We start from the raw sequence: 18,953 nt of genomic DNA, 5'->3' as shown, positions 1-18,953 counted from the left end.
AAAAATAAGTTTTTACAAATATAATAAATAGAAAATAGATTAAGAAGAAATAATCAAAGGAGTTTTTCACAAAGATCATTAATCTGTTTTCAGCACAGAGATTATGTTTACTTTCCTGTAGTCATTGATTCCTGCATCAAAAATTTCGCCCGGGTAATAGCTTACGTTTACTTTTTTGTGTAAAAGAGTGCTGTATTCGTTCGGCAGGTCCCTGTTGGATTCTACCGGAAACACCCAGTACAGCTTAGTCAGAATTTTATTGTCGCCGGCCAGGTGAAAAACCACAAAACTGTTCTTCTCTATTTTTGTAACCGTACCGTTGATGAGCAGTTCCGAATGACGGCTGCCTTTGTTTTTACCATTCTCTCCAAGCTTAAAAAGCTCAATAAAAGTATCCGGGCATTCTTTGAGGAGCCATGTGGCCACCAGTTTCCCGGTTTGTGAAGAATTATCCTGAAGTATATCCAGGTTATAGTCTCTTTTAAGTTCGGCAGCATAAGGCTGTGCGCCCTGTATAATGCAGAGTCCCAGCTTTATCTCAAGCGCTTTTGCGTCAGGATTTTCTGCTTTGGCCTTGGTAAAGCATTCACAGGTATTTTTGGCAATCTTGGTTTTATAGTCCTGGGAAAAACCTGAAACCGACAGTAAAGCGGCTAAAAGAATCCCTGTTTTTTTCATCATGAGTGTATTATATTGTCCAAAGATAACCTTATAAAATAATTACCCTCAAAATACTTATTATATTTGTAAAAATTAATCAATGCGCAAACCGCCCGTCCATAAAAGTTTCCAGAACGCTTTCCGGGGTATTTTCCTGATGATGAAAAGTGAGCGGAATTTTCAAATTGAACTTCTGGCTTTTATGATTAATCTTTTTCTGATTTTTTACCTGAAACTTTCAGTTGCTGATGCCGTTTGTGTCCTGATTGTTTCTTTCGGTGTCCTGGCTGCAGAAATTTTCAATACGTCGATTGAAAAGATCTGTGATATCATCCAGCCTGAATTTGATATACGCATCGGTTTTATCAAGGATATTTCAGCCGGGGCCGTTCTCCTGGTTTCCATTTCTTCCGTGATCGTGGGTATTCTGGTTTACTGGAAATATATTTTCAGCTGATTTAAACCGGCTTGCCTACATAAACAAACCCTGATCTGCCGGATTTTAAAACGGTTTCAATCCTCTGGTAATCGTCTACTTCATATTCATCTGCCTGAAGGATTTCTTCCTCTGTAACCTCAAACAGAATGCCTTTGATTTCATCTTCAGGGTTACCTGAGAACTTCAGGACGGGATGAAATTTCTGGCTGCTTTTCCGTAAAACCTCACGATCCGTAATTTCCAGCATTTCAAGCCTGTAACCTGTTAAAACATCCTGGCCTCCTTTTAAATCCTTTCGAAAGTCTCCATCTGAACCTGCTCTTTCTGCAAGGTTCCGTATGAAAATAAATAAGGCATTAAATATATTTTTCGATGATGGGAATTGCAATTTCAGCCATCAGGCCATATCCTTTTTCATTGGGATGCACACCGTCTCCTGATAATAAGATTTCTTTATCCGGTAAGAAGGCCCTATGAAAATCAATGTACTGCAAAGCATGTTTATCTGCGATATCTTTCAGAATCCTGTTGTACGCCAGAACTTCTGTATTCGTCCTCATTTTTCCCGAAGCTGCCGTTATACCGTCTGCCTTATCGGAAAACGGAAGAATACTCACGAGGTAGATTTCTTCAGCGTACAGTTTTGCGTGTTGAACGGCATTTACGATATTGTTTTTAAACTGTTCAGCGTTTACCATTTGGGCACCGTCTTTTACAGCGAGGTCATTGGCACCGTAACCCAGAAAAACGATGTTTCCGTCTGCTGCATTCCTGGCACTCATTTCATGCGGCAGCCGTCTTAAAAGTCCTTCCGTAGTTTCTCCTCCGATTCCCAGGTTATAAAGGATCAGCTCCTGGCTTCCTTCATTGAATTTCTGTAAGGCATACCGTTTCAGAATATCCACCCAGCCTCCGAATACTCCGTCATATTCGCCATAGGTGATGCTGTCCCCGAAGAATAATCCGTATTTCATCTTCTTCATTTTAATTTATTTTTTTTTGTTTAAAATAATCAATCTAAAACCAATGTGATATTTTTGTGCGATTCTATGATTTCAACTAAAATTTCAAACAGGGTCTGTCCGGTTCCGGCAATCAATCCGTCAAGTTTCTCCTGCGCCAGATCAATATTGAAAGGTTTCCCCTGCCTGATCTTATGTTCGTAAAATCCTTTGGTCAGTTCAAAGCCTAAATCCTTTTTTGATTTGTCTGAATCTTTCCAGATGATTTCAATATCTTCATTGTTTTCAAACATTCCGAAACCGCCGTACAGCATATCATCAAAACCATCCAAGGTCCCAACTTTCCAGTCTGCATCTTTCATCAATACTTCAGAAACCTCTTCATAGAAGCCCGCCAGGTCTGAAAAATGGCTGCCATTAATGACAGCCACTTTCTTGTTATTTTCATTTGAAGTATCCAAATTGTAATTTTAAATATTTCGATTATTCATTTTATTCAAACCTAACGGGTTTTGAAAACCCGTTAGGTTAAAAGCTGTATTTTTAAGCTAAAAGCCAATTGCCGAAAGCTTACTTAAAGTATTCCACTCCGTTTTTAAAGATGTTGTGGTAATTCGCAGTCGGGATGTTTTTCATCAGCCCTTCTGCAAAACGTTCCGGATGGCCCATTCTTCCGAAGATTTTACCGCATGTGCTGGTAATCCCTTCGATCCCGAATAATGAATTGTTCGGATTGAAAGGCATTCCGTGGGCGATATTCCCTTCCAGATCCAGGTATTGTGTGGCAATCTGCCCGTTTTCATACAGCTTCTGAATCTCTGCTTCTGAAGCCATAAAACGGCCTTCACCGTGAGAAATCGGAATGGTGAACACCTGCCCTTTCATTCCTTTTAACCATGGACTGTCATCATTCAGCACCTTCACATTAACCATCTGGGAAATATGCCTTCTGATGGCATTGTGAGCCAGTGTAGGAGAGTTTTCATCCAGATCCTTGATTCTTCCGTAAGGCAGTAGTCCGGATTTTACCAGAGCCTGGAACCCGTTGCAGATCCCGATGATCATTCCGTCTCTTTCCAGCAATTCGTGAACGGCATTTTTCATCTTCTCGTTTTTAAGAACATTGACGATGAATTTTGCAGAGCCGTCCGGTTCGTCACCTGCTGAGAACCCTCCGGAAAAGGCTAAAATCTGTGAAGTCCTGATTTCTTCCACCCACGCATCTATACTTTCATCCAGCAACTGGTGGTTGATATTGATTAACGGCAGGCTGCTCACCACGGCTCCTTCTTTCGCAAAGGCATTCAGGGTATCATACTCGCAGTTGGTGCCCGGGAAAACCGGTAAAAACACTTTCGGCTGAGCAATTCCGTGTTTTTTAATGATGATATTTCTCGGATTAACTGAGTTTAAATTTTCATCCAGTTCAACCGTCAGTTTTTCTTTTTCAACAGTCGGGAAAAGATTTTCAAAAGTCCCGGTGTAGGCCGCTTCCAGATCTGAAAGTTGAGATGCAAGACCATTAATATTCAATACGCCGGAATCTTTTACTTCACCGATAAGCTGAAGGCTGACAGCACTCAATTCTTCTTTGGATTCAATGATTAGGCTGCCGATGTTCTTAGTCAGTAAGATGGTTTCATCAACATTAATTTCAGCACCCAACCTGTTCCCAAAGGCCATTTTTGCCAAAGCAACAGCAATTCCGCCTTCTTTAACGGTTTTTACGGAAACGATTTTTCCGGCTTTGATATTTTCAAAAATAAGTTCAAAAACTTCTTTTAAAGCATTGTAATCCGGAAGTCCGTTTTCCTGGGCCGTATGGTTAAAGAAATAAATTTTATTTCCTTCATTTTTAAATTCCGGAGAGATGATCGTTGCCTTTTCACCATTGGCACAGGCGAAAGAAATCAATGTTGGCGGTACATTCAGGTCCTGGTAGGTTCCGCTCATGGAATCTTTCCCTCCAATGGCTGCCAGACCAAGATTAATCTGTGCATCGTAAGCTCCCAACAAAGAAGCTAAAGGCTTGCCCCATTTTTCAGGATTCTGTCCTAATTTCTCAAAGTATTCCTGGAAACTTAATCTGATATTTTTATAATCGCCGCCCATGGCAACGATTTTCGCTACGCTTTCAACAACTGCATAAGATGCTCCTAACAATGAATTCTGTTTTGAAATTCCGGCATCAAAGCCCCAGCTTGCCAAAGAAACCGTTTCGATATCTTTTGCTCCCAAAATCGGTAAGGTCTGAACACTTCCTTCCATTAATGTCTGCTGGTATTTCCCGCCTAAAGGCATTGCAACGGTTGTTGCCCCGATGGACGAATCAAACATTTCCAGCAAGCCTTTCTGGGAAGCTACATTTTTGTCTTTCAGAATTTCCAGCAGCGCTTCTTTTGTAAAAGGCTGATCCTCCGTTTTCACTTCTTCCAGATGGGTGATCTTTACTTCCTGGCTTTTTGAACAGCCGTTGGTATCTAAGAATTCCCTTGAAAGGTCTACAATTTTATTCCCTTTCCAGAACATCTGCATTCTTCCGGAATCGGTTACTTTTGCCACCTCAACGGCCACAATGTTTTCAGCTTCGCAGAATCGGATGAACTGTTCTTTATCTTTCGGTTCCACCACAACCGCCATTCTTTCCTGAGATTCAGAAATAGCAAGCTCGGTTCCGTTTAAACCTTCATATTTTAAAGGCAATACATCAAGATTGACTTCCAGGGAATCGGCGATTTCACCGATGGCCACGGAAACTCCTCCTGCACCGAAGTCGTTTGATTTTTTAATCAGCTTCGTCACTTCGGGATTCCTGAACAGACGCTGGATCTTACGTTCTTCCACGGCATTTCCTTTCTGAACTTCAGAACTCATGGTGTGGATTGACGTTTCATCCTGTTCTTTTGAACTTCCGCTGGCACCGCCAACACCGTCACGGCCGGTTGCCCCGCCCAGGATAATGATAGAATCTCCGGTGGCCGGTTTTTCACGTCTTACCCAATCTACAGGAACTGCTCCGGTCACAAAACCGACTTCCATTCTTTTGGCTTTGTAGCCTTCATCATAGATTTCGGAAACCATTGTCGTTGCCAAACCGATCTGGTTACCGTAAGAAGAATATCCGTTGGCTGCCTGTTTGGTGATGGTTTTCTGAGGTAATTTCCCCGGTAAGGTTTGATCAACCGGTTCCAGAACATCAGCAGCACCCGTCAGTCTCATCGCCTGGAAAACGTAAGAACGCCCGGACAAAGGGTCTCTGATGGCACCGCCCAAGCATGTGGAAGCTCCTCCGAAAGGTTCAATTTCCGTCGGGTGATTGTGCGTTTCATTTTTGAACAATAAATACCAAGGCTCTTTTTTACCGTCGTATTCTGCTTCAATCCGGATGGTACAGGCATTGATTTCATCTGAAACCACAAGGTTCTCCAGGTTGCCTGTCTTATGAAAATATCTTGCGCAAACGGTTGCAAGGTCCATTAGAGAAATCGGCTTAAGCTCACGGCCTAAGAATTTCCTTTTTTCGATATAATCATTGAAGATGGTTTCCAGTGTATGTTTAAACTGTCCTTCAAACTGAATGTCTGACAATTCTGTTTCAAATGTTGTGTGGCGGCAATGGTCGCTCCAATAGGTATCCAGTACCTTCAGTTCCGTTTCTGTAGGATTTCTTTTTTCAGCCTTGAAATATTCCTGAATAAATTTTAAGTCATCCAGTCCTAATGCAAAACCGTGGTTGTTGTAGAAGTCTGCAAGCTGCGCATCATTAAAATTGATGAAACCTTCATGTATTAAAACTTCTGACGGCTTTTCTTCTGCAGGGATACTGAGTACGGACAAATCCTTTTCCTGAGACTCGACTTTATTGATCACCAGATCTTTGATTTTCACCAAATCAGCTTCGGAAATGCCTTCAAACTGAATCAGTTTACCGCTCCTTACCTTTGATTTTTCATTTTCTGTAAGCAAAGCGATACACTGCTGCGCAGAATCTGCACGCTGGTCATACTGTCCCGGTAAAAATTCCATGGCAAATTGAATGGATGCCGCAGGACTCTCGGTGTGTAAAATATCCGTAACCGGATCTACGAAAGTGCTGTTGACCACTTTTTCAAATTCTCCGTCATTCAATCCGAAGATGTCATATATATTGTACACTTTCACTCCTTTTACTTCCGGAGCTACCGCCTGTACTTCATCAAAAATTTTTGGACTTTCCACATCGAAAACTCCTCTTTTTTCTACGAAAATTCTTTTGTTTTGAGACATTAGATGTCAGATATTTAGTATTATTAGACTTTATTTACTTAGTTTATTCGGGTTATCCGTATGTTCTTTCTGATATTTTTCGGCTTGCTTTATTTCTTTTTTCAGCCACTTTTCAAAAGGAATTTTTTCATTGTCATATTCCAGTGTGAAGACATTTCTGCCGTCTTCTGAGACTAAAAATTTGTAATCTGATAATCCCGCTTCCATTTTTCCGTAATCATAGGCATATACCTGATAAAACGGGAAATTTTCTTTTGGACGTTCAACGATCTCAAAGTATAATTTCTTTTCGTTTTCAGCTATTTTGTTGTAATGATTAACATAATTTATTTCTGAAAGCTTTTTATTGTATTTTTCGAAAAACTGAAGCATGCTCTTCTCTTTTTCACTGTATTGAAATGGATACGGATAATATTTTCCACCAATTTCTACAGCATTTTCAGATTTTGCCACTGGTTTAATAATTTCCCCTTTGAAATTCATTACTCCCCAGGTTCCGCCCACCATTGCTTTGTGTTCATCTTCGGTTTTCTCCCAATCGCAACCGTCACAAAAAGCAGCATATCCATAATTAAAAGATGATGCAAAATCATGTTCAGCTTCAATAATGGTCTTACCGTTCCGGTCTGTAAAACCGACTTTCCCGTTTTTAACAAATCTCCTTACGCTTTCTGAGAAATAATCAGCTCCGTTGTCATAGAAAAATGGCCTGTACAGGAAATTCCCTTTTCTGTCATAGACATATCCCCAGGCATTTTTTTCTTTTACTTCATCTTTTTTAACACCGTCAAAATAAACAGTTTCCCCATCTACCCGTTCGCCATTTTCAATATTTGAAAAAATCCTGAACTGAGCTGGAATGATGATTTTACCCTCCTGATTTTTCACCCCGACCAAAGAATCCTTTGATATGAAATACTTTAAAACGTCTTTCTTCTGGGAAAAAGAAAGTACCGGGACCAATAAAAATGTTAAAAGTATTTTTTTCATATTTTTATTTTAAATTATCAGAATTTCTTGCCTGGATAATTATGATGTACACTTAAAAGTTCAAAATGAGCGTCTCTTTCATATATTAAATAAGAACCATCACTGAGAATAACTGCAGATGAACCACACTGGGCTTTATTTTTAAAAATAAGTTTTTCGAGAATCCCACGGTCATCAATAATAATCGTATTATCCCAAAGCTTTAATTTATTAAAATTTTTTCCCGGCTGCCGGAAGTTATAGGCAATTGCCGTTTCAAAAGCTGTATTAAAATCTGAAATATGGGCCTGAAAATTTTCTACAATTTTATCAATATATTTCTTACTCTTAAAATCCAGCTGATTCCAGCAATTTTCATTATTGAAATCATACTTGATGAAAACTGTATCTTTCACCTGTAGATTTTTTGAGATCAAATAATCTTTAAATTCGCTGTATTCTTCTTTTGTCAGTTGAAAACTATTTAAATCCTTCGATGAAATCTGAGCAAAAGTTTTTACTGAAAATATACTCAGAAATAAGAAAAGAAATACAGGAAATATATTCTTCATAATTATTTAATTCCAAAAAATATGCAGCCGAAAAGACTGCATATGGATATTTATACTTTAAGATCTGCTTCCAAACCTATCAGTTCTTTATTTGCGTCAATAATCGGCTGAACTTCATTGGCAATGAATTCTTCCGTCTGGATCGGCGCAAAACCGATAAAGTTTTTAGGATCTAAAACTTCTTTTAATTTTGATTTGTCTAATTTCAGGGAATCATCGTTTAAGATTCTTTCGATCAGGTCATTTTCTTTCCCTTCTTCTTTTACTTTTTTGGAAGCTTCCATGGAATGAACCCTGATTACTTCGTGGATTTCCTGACGGTCACCGCCGGCTTTCACTTCTTCCATGATGATGTATTCCGTCGCCATGAAAGGAAGCTCTTCCATAATATGTTTGTTGATTCTGTTCGGATAAACCACGATTCCGTTCATGATGTTATTCCAGATTAACAGAATGGCATCAACCGCTAAAAATGCCTGTGGAATGGTGAGTCTCTTGTTTGCAGAATCATCCAGTGTTCTTTCAAACCACTGTGTTGACGCTACCATGGCAGAACTTGTTGTTAAAGACATCACGTATTTTGCCAATGCCCCGATTCTTTCGCTTCTCATTGGGTTACGTTTGTACGCCATTGCCGATGAACCGATCTGGTTTTTCTCGAACGGTTCTTCAACTTCTTTAAGATTCTGAAGTAAACGTAAATCATTCGTGAATTTATGTGCAGACTGCGCGATATTTCCTAGTAAAGCTACTACTTTCGCATCAATTTTACGGTCGTACGTCTGTCCGGAAACCCCGAAAACCTTTTCAAAACCGAATCTTTTTGACAGTTCTTTATCTAAGTGTTTTACTTTAGAATAATCACCATTGAAAAGCTCAAGGAAACTTGTAGCAGTTCCCGTGGTTCCTTTTACACCTCTGAAACGCAGTGTTTCTAAGAAGAAATCCAGCTCTTCAATATCAAGAACAAGACTCTGTAACCAAAGCGTTGCTCTTTTTCCAACGGTCGTTAACTGAGCCGGCTGAAAATGCGTGAAACCTAAAGTAGGCAGATCTTTATACTGGATGGCAAAATCCGAAAGATTTTTCATCACGTTAACCAGCTTTTTCTTTAAGATCAAAAGCCCGTCGCGGATCTGAATTAAGTCGGTATTGTCTCCTACAAATGCTGAAGTAGCTCCCAAATGGATAATCCCTTTTGCTGAAGGCGCCACATCACCATAGGTGTGAACGTGAGCCATTACATCATGACGGAATTTTTTCTCATACTCTGCTGCTTTATCATAATCAATGTTTTCTGCATTGGCTTTTAACTCAGCGATCTGCTCATCTGTAATGTCAAGCCCGAGGTCTTTTTCGATTTCAGCAAGAGCAATCCAAAGCTGTCTCCAAGTACGGAATTTGTTATTGTGTGAGAAATTAAATAACATTTCTTCACTGGAGTAGCGCTCTTCCAATGGATTTTTGTAGGAATTCATTCTTTCTTTACTTTTAGATGCACAAAAATACGGATTTTGGTTGAGAGAGAAAAATGCTTTTTTACGGAGGATTTCCGTGCGGCAGCCTTTTCATAATGATGCTTAACCAAACCTAACCGTTTTTAGAACCCGGCACCTGGCCATGATGCACCGGTGAGAGAAGCTGAAGCGGAAACAGATAATTACACAACGGTTCCATATCATAAAAATCAAGGGAAGTAAAAAAGCCACTCATGTCTGAGTGGCCTGTATGGATTATTTGGTCCAGTTGATTTTTGAATGTTTCACCTCTTCGGAACTGGTTCCGATCATGATGTCAAATTCTCCCGGCTCCCAGTCGTACTTAAGATCGCCGTTATAAAATTTAAGGTTTTCCGGAGTAATATCGAAGGTTACTTTTTTAGATTCCCCTTTTTTCAGCATTACTTTCTGGAATCCTTTCAGTTCTTTGACAGGTCTGGTGATGGTTCCCACCAAATCCCTGATGTACAGCTGCACCACTTCTGCCCCGTCATAATTTCCGGAATTGGTAACCGTTACAGATGCCTGAACGGTCTGATTCCCTTTCGGATTGGCATTGGAAACCGTAATATCCGAATAGTTGAATTTTGTATAGCTCAATCCGTAGCCAAACGGATAAAGCGGCGTGTTGCACTCATCCATATAATTGGAACGGAATCTCTGGTATTCACATTTTTCTGTCAGTTTCTGATCCAGCGGACGGCCTGTATTTTTAGCATTGTAATAAATCGGTACCTGCCCTAAGCTTCTCGGGAACGTCATCGGCAGTTTTCCGGAAGGGTTTACTTTTCCGAAAAGAACATCTGCAATAGCGCTTCCTGCTTCTGACCCCGGGAACCATGCATTCAGAATGGCATCAGGCGTATCTTTAACATTGGTTAAGGCTAACGGACGGCCCGTAAACAATACCATGGCGATCGGTTTTCCGGTTTTTTTCAGTTCGTTCAGTAAATCTACCTGAGACTGGGGAATAGTGATTTCTGTTCTTGATGAAGATTCACCGCTCATTTCCGCAGATTCCCCGATGGCCAGGATGATAACGTCTGCTTTGCTTGCAACGTCCACGGCTTCTTTTAATAAAGCTTCTTTGGAACGGTTGTCCCGGTCGGTTTTCTTGCCGTGTGCTGCATAAATATCTTCCAGTTTAGCATCGTAATCAATATTAGCTCCTTTTGCAGACAGGAATTTCACTTCTTTACCATAGTTTGCCTGAAGGCCCTGCATCAGATTGACGGAAATGGCATGTTTCGTTGCCACACTCCAGGTTCCGGCCATGTTCATTGAGTTATTCACCAACGGACCGATTACGGCAACGGTTCCTGATTTTTTCAACGGCAGTACCTGGTTGTCGTTTTTCATCAGTACCATCGACTGGGCAGCAACATTTCTGGCAATATTGCGGTTTTCCATGCTGTACACTTCTTTTGCCGCTAATTTGGCGTCGCCGTGCTTGTATGGATTATCGAATAAGCCTAAATCATATTTTGATTCCAGAACCCTTCTGGCTGCCATATCAATTTCAGCCTGGGTTACTTTTCCTTCAGCTAAAGATTTCTTTAAAGTGGTTAAAAAACCTTCGCCTACCATGTCCATATCAACTCCGGCTTTCAGCGCCAATGCGGAAACCTGCTGAAGGTCTCCCATTCCGTGGTCTACCATTTCATTGATCCCGGTATAATCGGTTACGACGAAGCCTTTGAATTTCCATTGGTTCCTCAATATTTCCGTCTGAAGCCATCTGCTTCCGGTAGCCGGAACGCCGTCCACTTCGTTGAAAGAAGCCATTACCGAGGCAACACCTGCATCAACAGCGGCTTTATAAGGCGGGAAATATTCATTGAACATCCTTACGTGGCTCATGTCTACGGTATTATAATCCCTTCCTGCTTCTCCTGCTCCGTATAAAGCAAAATGTTTAACACAAGCTAAGATATTCGTTCCGTTGGCAAGGTCTTTCCCCTGATAACCGTATACCATATTTTTGGCAATCTCGCTGCCTAAATACGGATCTTCGCCGGAGCCTTCGGAAACCCTTCCCCATCTCGGTTCACGGGAAATATCCACCATCGGAGAGAACGTCCAGTTAATTCCGTCTGCCGCTGCTTCTCTGGCTGCTACTCTGGCGGACTGCTGAACCAGGTTCATATCCCATGAAGCTGCCAATCCTAAAGGAATGGGAAATGTAGTTTCATACCCGTGGATCACGTCCATCCCGAAAATCAAAGGAATTTTCAGGCGGCTGTTTTCAACGGCTACTTTCTGTACGGCTTTTATTTTTTCTGCACCTTTTATATTGAACAGTCCACCGACTAATCCCTGCTCCACTTTTTTACCGATGTCTGAACTTTTTGCCAGTCCTGTTGTGAAATCACCGGAACTCGGTAAGTTCAGCTGTCCGATTTTTTCATCCAATGTCATTTTAGACAAAAGATTATCCACAAAAGCTTTTTTCTTTGACTGATACTTGGCAGTCTGGTAAGACTGAACAGGCTTCGTTACCATTTCCTGTGCTGAAAACACAGGAGCAAGAGCCAGAGTGGCCATTACAATTAACTTTTTCATAAATCTATCTTCTTAATTATAGTTCTTTTTTTGTTTTAATAATCATTTATTTTAACGCAAAATCCGCTAAGCTTTTTATCATAATTGTTGCTAATATTGAGTTCGCAAAAACGCTTTATTCAACCGAGGCCGCAGCTTTTTTTCTGATTATTATTAATTTTAAATGAATTATTTTTCTTTTCTTTTTGACAGCATCCATTCATACAATGCAGGATTTGAATAGGTTGAATCTCAGGAATTGTGGTTGTCATTCGGGAAAATGGTTAATTCTGCCGTTGGATTTACCGGATGAAGTGCCTGATAAAAATTCAAAGCGTTTTCGGGTAAAACGACATCATCCATTCCGCCGTGAAAGATTTTCATCGGCAGGTTTTCATACTGGTCGATGTTGGCATACATCACCCGGTCTGTAGGAGCACATACTGAAACGACGGCAGCAAACATTTCAGGATGTTCCATCGCCAGCTTCAACGTTCCCCAGCCTCCCATGGAGAGTCCGGTAAGGTAAATCCTGGAAGGATCGATTTTATATTTCGCCTGGATTTCTTTTATGAGATGATAGACCGTTACAGTATCCCACCAGGTATCTGCCGGGCACTGCGGTGCTAAAATTGCTACCGGTTCCTTAATCAGGTTTTTATAGGTGAACGGACTGTGTGCCTTTACGATTTCCAGATTATTCCCCCGTTCTCCTGATCCGTGGAGGAATACGATTAACGGGACATTTCCTCCGGCTTTCCGGGGATAATCCAGAATGTATGATATTTTCTCCTGTCTTTTAATTTCTTTATTGAGTTCCGCTTTGATTTCCTGAGCATTAAGGCCCAGTGAAAACGGCAGAAACAGAAGGGGTATGAATTGCAGTCTGAGTTTCATATGAGAATTTTTGTTAATTAGCCCCGATTGCAGCATCTGTCTGAGCTCATTTTTCTTTGAAAAAAGAAAAATAGCGAGTGCGGAAAGCGGGAAACAGCTTCAAATTTATAAAAATCTACATGGTATCCGGCATGATGGGCCGACTTATAAAAATTATTTAATATTGTATTTGGGTGAGGTAAAACTTAATTTTTTCAGTCCCTGCTGAATTTCCGGTGCATTCATGAACAGCTTCCATAAAAATCCGGTCCGGTAATTTTCAATCATCGGGGCAATGGTTCCCTGGTCGATGGCCAGATATCTTGGGGTAGTCCAGTTGTTATAATGGATTGATGTTGCGTCGTAAGGCCCTGCGGAACCGATAAATTCAGGTTTCTGTGTGTAGATAAACCTTAGGAAATCCATGGATTCTTTCGGGGTGTACGGAAAACTGCTCAATGCTGCTGTTGGCGTAATCACGCCACGGTCATTCTGCGGGAAATGCGCGTCATAGCCGGTGCCTCCATCCTGGTTTCTTGAATAGCTTGCCGTCAGTCCCCAATAGTCCGGGCCGTAGCCTTTCCACTGTTTTGGATTTTCAACGCAGTATTTATAATCGATGAGGACCTGGTTTCTGTTGAGATCAAAGTAATTTTTAATGAGTTTATCAGAAAGGTTGGTCGGATCCAGGCCGATATAGGAATAATGGGCCCAGAACAGCGGCCCCCCATATTCTTCCGCGCCATTGTGTTTTACGTACATCGGAAGCCCGTATTTTTCTTTGTCTGAAAGATAGGTCTCGTTTCTTGTCCAGCCTTTGTAATAGGTTTCTGCATCAATTGAATAAGTTGGTGAAGATGCTGCCAGAATGTAGGTGATCAGGCATTCGTTGTATCCCTGCAGCGGAAAATTCATTTCCCACTGGTAATCCGGCGACCAATGCCAGTACAGGACTTTTTCACCACCTTTGGTGTACCAGTTCCACTGAATCCCCTTCCACAGTTCATCACATTTTTTGGCCAAGGCTTTTTCTTCGGCATTTCCATTCTTAAAATATTCGCGGACCATTAAGATGCCGGACGTCAGGAATGCCGTTTCCACAAGATCCCCGCCATTGTCTTTTTTACCGAAAGGAACGGTTTTTCCGGTTCCGCCATCAATCCAGTGTGACCAGGCTCCTTTATGGCGGTCTGCTTTTGCCAGGAAATCCATCATGGTGGTCAATCGTTTCACCGCCTCTTTCCTCGGAACGAACCCTCTCTCTACTCCCACAAGAATTGTTGCTAAACCAAATCCTGATCCGCCTGTAGTGATTACATGTTTATCGTTATCGGGATAAATGTTGTCTTCGTGGTAACGTTCCCGGCCTAACATGGAATTAGGTTCTGCAAAATCCCAGAAATACTTAAGTGCGTCTTTCTGAATTTTGTCCATTAATTTTTCATCTGAAATACCTGCTGAAACATTTTTGTTTTGGGAAGTATTTTGATGGGTTGACAGTCCAGTTTTACAGGAAATGAGAACTAGCGAAATACTTAAAATTGATATTATACCTAACTTCATATAAATTTCAATTTAAAAATTTAAAATTGGTTAAAAAAATAACCAAAGTTAAACTTTGGTTATTTTTATTTATAAAAACTCTTAGTAACCAGGGTTTTGGGTAAATAACCCATTACTTTGGTTCATTGCATCCAATGGAATTGGGAAAAGCTCATTTTTCCCGGCTGTAAATCCTTTAGAAGCTAATACTGTAGCGGCCTGACCCGTTCTAACCAAATCTGGGAATCTGTCATTTTCCATAGCCAGTTCTACTCTTCTTTCCTGCCAGATAGCATTTCTTAGAGTACTTTGTGTAGAGGCTGTAGTATTTCCTAAGCCCGCTCTGTTTCTAACTTTATTGATATTAGTAATCGCCATTGCGGTATTTCCTAATTCGTTTGCAGCTTCTGCATTTATTAAAAGAATATCTGCAAATCTTAAGATTCTGATATTTTGAATTGAGCCGTATCCACAAGCACTGTTGTTTAAAGAGGTTGGAACGTATACTTTTTGGTTCCACATATTTCCTGCGTTAGGATCTCCTTTTTTAATTAGATCACCTTCCAAAGTAGTTTCACCTTCTCTTAAGATCGTTAATTCTTTTCTGACATCTCCTGCTTCAAATGCATTTTCTAAAGCTGTGGTTGGGGTAAAGAATCCCCATCCGAACTGGTTTCTTACTCCCTGAACTTCTGCATACTGGCTTCCTCCAAATCCAGGAGCACAATCGCAATTAACCTCAAAAACAGATTCAGTTCCGAATTCTCCCGCTGGTCTGAATAAGTGATTGAAATCAGGATCCAAAGAATATCCCATTGCAATGACCTGATTGGATGTATCGTAAGCCTTTTGATAATCTTTCATGTAAAGATACACTTTAGAAAGTAATCCTAAAGCACCCCCTTTGGTCACTCTACCGCGATCTGCTGCAGAATAAGTTTGAGGTAAAACTGCTGCAGCCTCCGTTAAATCCTTAACAATAAAAGCGTAAACTTCAGCTGCTGAATTTCTTGGTTTCGTATAGATTTTATCAGCTGGAAGTCCGTCGAAGATAGGAACACCACCGTAAATTCTTACCAAATTGAAATAGAAATAAGCTCTCAACATTTTGGTTTCAGCGATTAATCTATTTTTAAGCGTACCATCCATATCGATTTTTGGCACATTGGTAATCACCTGATTCGTTCTATTCACAGCTTGCCACTGCCCTATCCAATATGCTCTTACGCCCTCATCACTGCTGGTGAATGTAAAGTTATCGTAAGCGTTGATAAATGATGCGTCTCCTGGATTAGATCCTTTTTCTACATCATCACCTGTTACTCCAAACACATATTGTGCAGGAAAACCTGTATTTTCCCAACTTCTTAAAAAGCTGTAGACAGCGGTAGTTGCACGCATAGCATCGTCTTGTGAGGTAAAGAAATTTTCTACGTCAACCTGACCTTCATCTGGAATATCTACAAAATCGTCATTACAACTTACGAGAAGTGAAAATAGAGATAGTGTTAAAAATATTTTTTTCATGATTTTTTTTATTAAAATGTTAAGTTCATACCCATTGTATAAATCGCTGAAATTGGGTAAATATTATTATCAATTCCCATATTTACTCTGTCTGAAGAATTAATTTCAGGAGAAAAGCCATTATACTTGAAGCTCGTCCATGGGTTTTGCGCACTTATGTATAGTCTGAGTTTGGTAAGAGATAAAGATTTAGCTAGATCTTTAGGTAAATTATATCCTACCTGAATGTTTCTGATTCTAATATAGCTTCCGTCTTCAACATAGAAACTATTTGGTAAAATGATGGATTGGTTAGACGTGATCATCGAATTGGTATTTGACGTACCTGCACCCTGCCATCTGTTTTTGTACATGTCTAAATCCCAAGTTTCATTTCCAAAACGCTGTTCACGGTTATAATTATAAATTTTATTTCCAAATACGCCCTGGAAATCTACAGCAATATCAAAATCGTATACATTTAAATTAACCCCAAACCCATATGTTCCTTTTGGAATAGGACTTCCTAAGAAAGTTTTATCTCTTGAATCAATCAGTCCGTTACCATCCTGATCAACAAACTTAAACCATCCGGCTTTTGCACCTGCTTGTCCTGAAGCCGCTGCTTCCGCATCTGTCTGGAATACACCGGCAACATCATATCCGTAATACGAACCTACAGCCTGACCAGCCTGCAGTCTAACGATAGAGTTTCCGAATAAACTTGCACCAGTCTCTAAATATGATCCACCATAAACTGAAGTGATTTCATTTTTAAGAGAAGTAAAATTACCATATAATCCAAAGCTTACATTGTCACTTAATTTAGAATTGTAATTTGCTGAAACTTCAAATCCTCTGTTGTTGAATGAGTATGCATTCGTTCTGAATGCATTCCAGTTGGCGGCTCCAGAAACGGTCCCCTGAAAAACTGTATAAACAACATCTTTTGAATCTTTATCAAAATATGCAGCATCAATTTTAAGCTTATTATTAAACATTGCCATCTCTAAACCTACGTCTCTTCCGACAGTAGTTTCCCAGCCAATAGAAGTATCAACAAAAAGATCTATTGTTGCTGCAGGATATGCTGTATTTCCGAAGTAAGCACCACCTCCGATAATAGATATGTTTTCGTTAAAACCTCTACCTACATTAGGATTACCCAGCTCACCGTAACTAGCTCTCAATTTTAATAAATTGAAAACATTCTGCTCACTCATAAAGTTTTCCTTAGATATTACCCAACCGGCACTTACAGCAGGAAATATTTTGGCCCTATCAACATTAATCTGCGAACTGGCATCTCTACGAAGAGAGGCGTTTAACAAATATTTTCCTTTATAATCATAATTTAATCTACCAAAAAAAGATTCAACTCTCTGTTGATCTTGTTCAACCCCAAGATCAGATCTATCAATACCACTTATGAAAAACTGATTTGATCCATTAGAAATATTCAAAGAGCCATTGGTTCCATCATACGGTATACCTCTTGAAGACGCATATTCCTGTGAAATAGTAGTTCTCGTTCTCGAGAAACCTGCTAATACATCAAAATTATGACTTCCAAATTTTCTTTTCCAATTGATGGTATTATCCCAAACGTAATTGCTGTTTCTGAAATTTCTGGTAACCAAAGTAGACGGTACTTGGTTTGCTAAAGGAACGTAAGTTAGAGTTGGTGTATATTCATACTGACTTGGGTTGTAATTATCACTAGCGTAACTAATTCTGAAAGTAAAATCTTTCAAAAATTTCAATTCCCCCCAGATATTGTTCAACATTCTCTCCTGTCTTACCTGCGAACGGTACAAGTCTAATTTTGCTCTAGGATTCGGTATTGAATATCCGTTGAAAAACTGATAATTACCCGTAGTAGAATTCAAAACAGAGAAGATTGGCGGTGCTGTGTAAGCATCCAATAAAGGATTCTGAGCAATGTCAGTTCTCATCTTGGAGAAACTGAAATTATCTCCAATAGTGATATTATCTGTAATTTTATAACTAAGGTTAACTTTAGTATTAAATCTATTGAAACCGCTTCCTGAATTAATTCCTTGACCAGCAGCTAAATTACCTTCGTCTTGTAAATATCCTACACTTCCGTAATAATTCAGGTTTCCTATACTCCCCATTGCTGAGAAGTCGTTAGCATTAATAATACTTGTACGGAAAATTTCTTTAAACCAATTGGTATCTGCAGGGAAATTTGATCTGCTGATAGAACCTGCGCTTGAGCCAGTATCATTTATCAGCTTTTCATTGTATAATTCTATGTACTGATCGGAATTTACCATTTTTGGCACATTGGTAACCTTTTTAAATCCTAAATAAGAATTAAGATTATAAACCGGTTTGCCTTTTCCTGTTTTAGTTTTAATGATCACTGCACCATTAGCTGCCTGAGCTCCAAAAATTGCTAAACTGGATGGATCTTTCAAAACACTCATCGATTCTATATCTTGAGGATTAAGATAAGAAATATCATTTGTGATCATTCCATCAACTATAAAGACCGTATTTCCTGTAAGAGAACCTACTCCTCTGATATCTACTCTTGGTGAACCTCCGGGAGTTCCAACATTTGTTATATTTACTCCTGCAAGTTTTCCCTGTACAGAACTCAACGGATTTGCATTGGGTCTGTCAGCTAAATCTTTTGCGGTAACTAATCCAATACTTCCCGTAATGTTCTCCTTTTTCTGCGATCCATACCCGATCATCACCACCTCTTCAATTTTCTGTTCCTTGGCAACAGTATCTCCGGGTGTAGTCTGCGCATTGATATTCATACCGAAGTAGAGAACAGCAATGAGACATGAATACTTTAAATCACTTTGTTTCATATAGTTTAATTTTATTCGTACAATCAATCTGAGAAGAAATTAATCTTTTCATGCTTTTTTATTAACAATAACTTATTCTCAAAAAAAGACATTGTTCAAAATTATAAAAATATCTTCAATAATGTTAATTTGACCTGATTATTTTATTCTGATTTTTAGCCAAAACAATTTAGCCAAATCACAACCATATCTTTTGAATTTTAAATAATTATTAACAATAACTCTAATTTCAAACACAATCAAATATTAATTAAGAATATGGGTTATTAAAT

At 39.6% G+C, this 18,953-nt stretch carries 14 protein-coding genes; 1 reads left to right on the top strand and 13 read right to left on the bottom strand.

The annotated features are described in order from the left end of the window. Positions 1 to 78: 78 nt before the first annotated feature. Positions 79 to 681 carry a hypothetical protein gene (locus ASE55_RS16550; protein ID WP_128414602.1) on the bottom strand — a complete coding sequence of 201 codons (603 nt, stop codon included), beginning with the start codon at positions 679 to 681 and terminating at the stop codon, positions 79 to 81. Between the two features lie 79 nt (positions 682 to 760). On the opposite strand from ASE55_RS16550, the gene ASE55_RS16545 reads away from it, so the two are divergent. Further along, entirely contained in the window at positions 761 to 1,117 is a 357-nt protein-coding gene (locus ASE55_RS16545; protein ID WP_056222195.1) for a diacylglycerol kinase family protein, read from the top strand. A 1-nt stretch (position 1,118) separates the two neighbouring features. Here ASE55_RS16545 and ASE55_RS16540 read toward each other — a convergent pair whose 3' ends face one another. The 12 genes from ASE55_RS16540 to ASE55_RS16485 all read right to left on the bottom strand — a co-directional run bounded on the left by ASE55_RS16540 (position 1,119) and on the right by ASE55_RS16485 (position 18,681). Then, positions 1,119 to 1,487 carry a gamma-glutamylcyclotransferase family protein gene (locus tag ASE55_RS16540; RefSeq protein WP_238585076.1) on the bottom strand — a complete coding sequence of 123 codons (369 nt, stop codon included), beginning with the start codon at positions 1,485 to 1,487 and terminating at the stop codon, positions 1,119 to 1,121. Continuing rightward, complete coding sequence (locus ASE55_RS16535) at positions 1,456 to 2,082, bottom strand: SGNH/GDSL hydrolase family protein (protein ID WP_082474624.1); 627 nt, start codon at positions 2,080 to 2,082, stop codon at positions 1,456 to 1,458. The genes ASE55_RS16540 and ASE55_RS16535 overlap by 32 nt, the downstream gene beginning before the upstream one ends. Positions 2,083 to 2,111: 29 nt before the next feature. Further along, entirely contained in the window at positions 2,112 to 2,522 is a 411-nt protein-coding gene (locus ASE55_RS16530; protein WP_056222193.1) for a barstar family protein, read from the bottom strand. Positions 2,523 to 2,631: 109 nt separating this feature from the next. Next, positions 2,632 to 6,327, bottom strand: a complete 3,696-nt coding sequence (locus ASE55_RS16525; protein WP_056222189.1) for a phosphoribosylformylglycinamidine synthase — start codon at positions 6,325 to 6,327, stop codon at positions 2,632 to 2,634. 30 nt (positions 6,328 to 6,357) lie between these two features. Then, complete coding sequence (locus tag ASE55_RS16520; RefSeq protein ID WP_056222186.1) at positions 6,358 to 7,317, bottom strand: WG repeat-containing protein; 960 nt, start codon at positions 7,315 to 7,317, stop codon at positions 6,358 to 6,360. A 17-nt stretch (positions 7,318 to 7,334) separates the two neighbouring features. Then, positions 7,335 to 7,712: a hypothetical protein gene (locus ASE55_RS16515; RefSeq protein WP_128414601.1), complete on the bottom strand. Its 378-nt coding sequence runs from the start codon at positions 7,710 to 7,712 to the stop codon at positions 7,335 to 7,337. Between the two features lie 206 nt (positions 7,713 to 7,918). Then, complete coding sequence (purB, locus tag ASE55_RS16510; protein ID WP_056222181.1) at positions 7,919 to 9,346, bottom strand: adenylosuccinate lyase; 1,428 nt, start codon at positions 9,344 to 9,346, stop codon at positions 7,919 to 7,921. A 255-nt stretch (positions 9,347 to 9,601) separates the two neighbouring features. Beyond that, positions 9,602 to 11,929: a beta-glucosidase BglX gene (gene bglX / locus ASE55_RS16505; protein ID WP_056222178.1), complete on the bottom strand. Its 2,328-nt coding sequence runs from the start codon at positions 11,927 to 11,929 to the stop codon at positions 9,602 to 9,604. Between the two features lie 231 nt (positions 11,930 to 12,160). Beyond that, complete coding sequence (locus ASE55_RS16500; RefSeq protein ID WP_056222199.1) at positions 12,161 to 12,805, bottom strand: prolyl oligopeptidase family serine peptidase; 645 nt, start codon at positions 12,803 to 12,805, stop codon at positions 12,161 to 12,163. A gap of 153 nt (positions 12,806 to 12,958) precedes the next feature. Then, the gene (locus tag ASE55_RS16495; RefSeq protein WP_056222176.1) at positions 12,959 to 14,347 is read right to left on the bottom strand and encodes a glucoamylase family protein; all 1,389 of its coding nucleotides are present in this window, start codon (positions 14,345 to 14,347) and stop codon (positions 12,959 to 12,961) included. 81 nt (positions 14,348 to 14,428) lie between these two features. Further along, a complete protein-coding gene (locus ASE55_RS16490) occupies positions 14,429 to 15,853 on the bottom strand; it encodes a RagB/SusD family nutrient uptake outer membrane protein (RefSeq protein WP_056222173.1) in 1,425 nt (474 codons plus the stop codon). An 11-nt stretch (positions 15,854 to 15,864) separates the two neighbouring features. Beyond that, the gene (locus ASE55_RS16485; protein ID WP_082474623.1) at positions 15,865 to 18,681 is read right to left on the bottom strand and encodes a SusC/RagA family TonB-linked outer membrane protein; all 2,817 of its coding nucleotides are present in this window, start codon (positions 18,679 to 18,681) and stop codon (positions 15,865 to 15,867) included. Positions 18,682 to 18,953: the final 272 nt, after the last annotated feature.

The sequence above is a fragment of the Chryseobacterium sp. Leaf201 genome, from assembly GCF_001421435.1.
Taxonomy (GTDB): Bacteria; Bacteroidota; Bacteroidia; order Flavobacteriales; family Weeksellaceae; genus Chryseobacterium.
This window is presented reverse-complemented; position numbering and strand designations above follow the sequence as displayed.

Excerpts from the sequence above, each read along its gene's own strand:
- ASE55_RS16550 (WP_128414602.1), bottom strand. The coding sequence starts at position 681 with ATGATGAAAAAAACAGGGATTCTTTTAGCCGCTTTACTGTCGGTTTCA.
- ASE55_RS16545 (WP_056222195.1), top strand. The coding sequence starts at position 761 with ATGCGCAAACCGCCCGTCCATAAAAGTTTCCAGAACGCTTTCCGGGGT.
- ASE55_RS16535 (WP_082474624.1), bottom strand. The coding sequence starts at position 2,082 with ATGAAGAAGATGAAATACGGATTATTCTTCGGGGACAGCATCACCTAT.
- ASE55_RS16525 (WP_056222189.1), bottom strand. The coding sequence starts at position 6,327 with ATGTCTCAAAACAAAAGAATTTTCGTAGAAAAAAGAGGAGTTTTCGAT.
- ASE55_RS16520 (WP_056222186.1), bottom strand. The coding sequence starts at position 7,317 with ATGAAAAAAATACTTTTAACATTTTTATTGGTCCCGGTACTTTCTTTT.
- purB (WP_056222181.1), bottom strand. The coding sequence starts at position 9,346 with ATGAATTCCTACAAAAATCCATTGGAAGAGCGCTACTCCAGTGAAGAA.
- bglX (WP_056222178.1), bottom strand. The coding sequence starts at position 11,929 with ATGAAAAAGTTAATTGTAATGGCCACTCTGGCTCTTGCTCCTGTGTTT.
- ASE55_RS16500 (WP_056222199.1), bottom strand. The coding sequence starts at position 12,805 with ATGAAACTCAGACTGCAATTCATACCCCTTCTGTTTCTGCCGTTTTCA.
- ASE55_RS16495 (WP_056222176.1), bottom strand. The coding sequence starts at position 14,347 with ATGAAGTTAGGTATAATATCAATTTTAAGTATTTCGCTAGTTCTCATT.
- ASE55_RS16490 (WP_056222173.1), bottom strand. The coding sequence starts at position 15,853 with ATGAAAAAAATATTTTTAACACTATCTCTATTTTCACTTCTCGTAAGT.
- ASE55_RS16485 (WP_082474623.1), bottom strand. The coding sequence starts at position 18,681 with ATGAAACAAAGTGATTTAAAGTATTCATGTCTCATTGCTGTTCTCTAC.